This is a genomic window from Candidatus Auribacterota bacterium (assembly GCA_026392035.1).
GTDB lineage: Bacteria > Auribacterota > Tritonobacteria > UBA1439 > UBA1439 > JAPLCX01.
Window position 1 is genome coordinate 1 of sequence record JAPLCX010000055.1, and the last position, 3,980, is coordinate 3,980.

General features: G+C 56.6%; 3 protein-coding genes. All 3 read left to right on the forward strand.

Annotated elements, in window-relative coordinates:
- Positions 1-351 precede the first annotated feature (351 nt).
- The 3 genes from NTX71_05210 (at position 352) to NTX71_05220 (ending at position 3,685) form a co-directional block, all read left to right on the forward strand.
- Complete coding sequence (locus NTX71_05210; protein MCX6339302.1) at positions 352-1,110, forward strand: acyltransferase; 759 nt, start codon at positions 352-354, stop codon at positions 1,108-1,110.
- Positions 1,111-1,245: 135 nt separating this feature from the next.
- Positions 1,246-2,919, forward strand: coding sequence for a glycerol-3-phosphate dehydrogenase/oxidase (locus tag NTX71_05215; protein ID MCX6339303.1), 1,674 nt, complete (start codon positions 1,246-1,248; stop codon positions 2,917-2,919).
- Positions 2,920-3,019: 100 nt separating this feature from the next.
- Complete coding sequence (locus tag NTX71_05220; GenBank protein MCX6339304.1) at positions 3,020-3,685, forward strand: class I SAM-dependent methyltransferase; 666 nt, start codon at positions 3,020-3,022, stop codon at positions 3,683-3,685.
- The last annotated feature ends 295 nt before the right edge of the window (positions 3,686-3,980 follow it).

The window sequence follows — 3,980 nt, forward strand, 5'->3', positions numbered from 1 at the left end:
CAGTGTATAACTGCACGGGTTTCGGGCGCCTGTCCCGAATTCCCGTGCATTTTATCCATCATTCTGGAGAGCATTGTACATCATATCTACTTGCCTTGTATGATATTATATATATTTTTAGACTTTTTCAGGAGACCCTAAAATAGTATCTGTTTCACTTCACTAATACTGCATCCACTTCCGAAACAACGTATTGTGTATTTTGATGATAAGTTTTTGGGGAATGTCCAGTGCCGTGCGCCCCCCCTGCGCTGCATGTGCTGAGCACCATCCCAACAAGCTGCTCGCCGATACTCAAGGCCATTTGATATGATGGTGACCGCCTGATCCATAAGACAAGGAGATAGACGTATGCCTGAGCCAGTGAAAATCACTTTCAGGGAAACACTTTACGAGAGGCGCGAACGCCCGATCAAAAAGTATATACGCCTTGTCCTGGGCACAGGCGGCATCTGGGCGCTCCTGAACTATGAGCTCCGGCTGCTGCTCTTCGCGGATCTCGGGGGAGCCCTCGGGATTTTTCTACGCCGGAAGTTCTACCGGTCGTTATTCAAGCGCATGGGGCGCAACGTGATCCTCGGAAAAGGGATCACCATCCGTCATCCTTCAAAAATATCGATGGGGGACAACGTGGCCATCGACGACTACTGCGCGCTCGACTCTCGCGGCGGGGATGATTCCGGAATTTCGATCGGGGACAACACCGTTATCTCCCGAAACACCATTCTGAGGACCAAGGATGGAACCATCAGTATTGGCCGGGGAAGCGGCATCGGCTCCAATTGTGTGCTTGCCTCAGCGAGCACACTGGAGATCGGCGAGGATATGCTCATGGCATCATGTGTATGCCTCCTCGCCGGTGGACAGCACGCTTTCGACCGCGTCGATATACCTATCGTCTCCCAGGGGATGGTCTCGAAGGGGGGCATCACCATAGGCAGGAATGTCTGGATCGGGACTCGTGTCACGGTGCTGGATGGAGTGCGGATCGGCGACGAGGCGATCATCGGCGCCTGTTCCCTGGTCAACAAGGACATACCAGAATACGCGATCGCGTACGGCACACCGGCAAAGATGGTAAAGGACCGGCGCGAAGCGAATGACAAATGACCACTACCAAACACTAAACTCGAAACAAACCCTAAATTCAAAATCAAAATATACAAAGCATATATGTCTTGAGTTTAACAATTTGAGTTTTGGGTTTGTTTAGGATTTCGAGTTTAGAGTTTCGAGTTTATTTTTATGCAACGAAACCTCAGGATACTTGATTCTGAACAGTTCGACCTCCTGGTCGTGGGGGCCGGAATCTACGGCGCCTGCGCAGCGTGGGATGCCGCGCTCCGGGGGCTGAAGGTCGCGATCGTCGACAAGGGTGACTTCGGCTCGGCGACCTCGCAGAACAGCCTCAAGACTATCCACGGCGGGCTCCGGTACCTGCAGCAGGCCGACATCATCCGCATGCGCGAATCGATTCGAGAGCGCCGGATACTGATGAAGATTGCTCCCCAGTTCGTTCACCCCCTCCCCTGCATCATGCCGACCTACGGCCATTTCACAAAGGGTCGCGAGGCGCTCTTCGTCGGATTGCTCATCAACGATATCATCGGCTTCGACCGGAACCGGCTGGAGGATCCGGAAAAGCACCTGCCGCGCGGGCGGGTTATTTCCAAGAATAAAATAGTCGAGCTGCTCCCCGGCATTTCCCAAAAAGGGCTCACCGGTGGGGCGATCTGGCATGACTGTCAGACTCATAACTCCGAGCGCCTCCTGCTCTCCTTTCTGCTCGCGGCCGCCGATGAAGGGGCGCGAGCGGCGAACTATGTCGAGGCGACGGGATTCCTCACTCGTGGCCGGCGGGTGGTCGGCATAACGGCCCTCGATCGGCTCTCGGGTGATAAATTCGAACTCCGCGCCAGGGTCGTGATCAACACAACAGGGCCGTGGGTGAGCAATCTGCTACGCCATCTGGAGACGCGGCCGCGCGCTGTTCCACTCAAGCTCTCGAGCGCCATCAACCTCGTCACACGCTCCTTCATAGGCGACTATGCCGCGGGCATTTCGGGCAGGGCGGATCTCATCGAGGAAGATGCGTTCGTCAGGAGAGGATCCCGGCTCTATTTTATCGCCCCGTGGCGCGCGGTGTCGCTCGTCGGGACCGCATATGCGCCGTATGAGGGCGACCCGGATAACTACCGTGTCACGGAGAAGGAAATCACCGATTTTATTGCTGAAATCAACCGGGCCTATCCCGCGGCAAGGTTGACCCGTGGGGACGTGAAGGCCGTTCACGGCGGGCTCCTGCCGATGGATGGCGTCAGCCGCCGCACCGGGGAGGTCATCCTTTCGAAGCACTACCGACTCATCGACCACAGAACAGATGGGTGGGACGGGCTGATATCCGTTCTGGGAGTGAAATATACCACCGCGCGCGACGTCGCGGAGAAGGCCGTGGATATCTCGCTGCGGAAACTGGGAGCGGCATTCATCAGGAGCAGGAGCGCGGAGGCGCCGATCTACGGAGGCTGTATCCCGCGTTTTGATGACTTCCTCGCCGCGGCGGTGCGCTCGCGGCCAGAGGGGATCAGCCCGGAGAGTATGACACACCTTGTCTATCACTATGGCTCACGCTACCCCGATATCCTCGCCCATATCCAGAGGGAGCCCGCTCTCGCGGGGCCCCTCACCGGCCAGAGGTATGTGACTTGCGCGGAAGTCGTTCACGCGGTGAGAGAGGAGATGGCGCTCACTCTCTCCGACTGTGTCCTCAGGCGCACGGAACTCGGCTCTGCGGGCGATCCCGGCGAGGCGTGCCTGACCGCGTGCGCGGATCTCATGGCACGTGAGATGGGGTGGGATACAGAGAGACGTGAGAAGGAAATCAGGGAGGTGAAGGCGGTGTATATGCCGAGGGGGTGAATCGGAGAAACAGCGGCATTAGTTATTTCGCCGGTTCGCCGATTCCCCCCTTCGCCGTTTCATTCATTTCCCGGCATGCCGGCACGGGCAGGATGGGCACATGACCCACAAAGCACTATTCGATGACGAGACAAAAACATGGGAGAGCCTCTACCGTGATTCATCGGAGGCGCGATGGGGCGTATTTCAGAGTTACGCGAGGAGGCGAACCCGGGCGCGTATGGAGCTCTGCCTCTCACTCCTCCCCCCCCTTGCAGGCAAAGAAGTGATCGAGCTGGGGTGCGGTCCCGGTTACTATGGGATGCGGCTTATCGCGGATGGCGCCAGGTGGACGGGACTAGACATTTCTGAGGGGATGCTGGCGGTCTGTCAGAAGAACACACGCAGTGAGAGGCTGGTGCGCTCAAACGTCCTCCATCTCTCCTTACGTCCCGGCTGTTGCGATATCCTCCTCTGCATCGGGGTCGTGAGCTATTTTAAGAAAATTGAAATTGCCTCACTCTTTTCACAGGCATTCAAAATCCTTCGCCCGGGAGGCGTTTTCCTCACCCAGACCGTGCGCTTCGATCCGCTCACCTGGATCCGCTGCCGCCTGCCCCGATCCATTCGGAGGCCCGTGCGGATCCCCGGACCGTTCTACCCCCGCAACCCGAACACGATCACCCGGCTCCTTGAAGATAATGGCTTATCCACCATGCGCATCGTACCATACCGCAAGTTCCTCATCTACCCCGCCGGCACGGTCTACGCGGCGAAAAAGGAATAACAGCAGTTATTGCTCAGAGCACAAATATCTTTACATCTAACATTTGTCGTCATTCCCGTCCCGCTAAGCGGGAGGAATCCAGCTTTAAATGCTTCTGTGCTGGACCCCCTCTTCACAAGAGGCGTCCTGCCCGCATCCACGGCCACGGTGTAGACCTCCACCCAGCAGGGTCAGACCTCTACTATTGACTGTGAATACTTTTATAAATCTTCTCTACCCGCTTCTCGAATCTCTTGTCATTCAATATCTGCTTTTGAAGCCGCGTATGGTTATGTACTACTGCAGCTCCTCCAAT

Bases quoted from the DNA above. Each gene is read 5' to 3' on its own strand.
- NTX71_05210 (MCX6339302.1), top strand. From the start codon at position 352: ATGCCTGAGCCAGTGAAAATCACTTTCAGGGAAACACTTTACGAGAGG.
- NTX71_05215 (MCX6339303.1), top strand. From the start codon at position 1,246: ATGCAACGAAACCTCAGGATACTTGATTCTGAACAGTTCGACCTCCTG.
- NTX71_05220 (MCX6339304.1), top strand. From the start codon at position 3,020: ATGACCCACAAAGCACTATTCGATGACGAGACAAAAACATGGGAGAGC.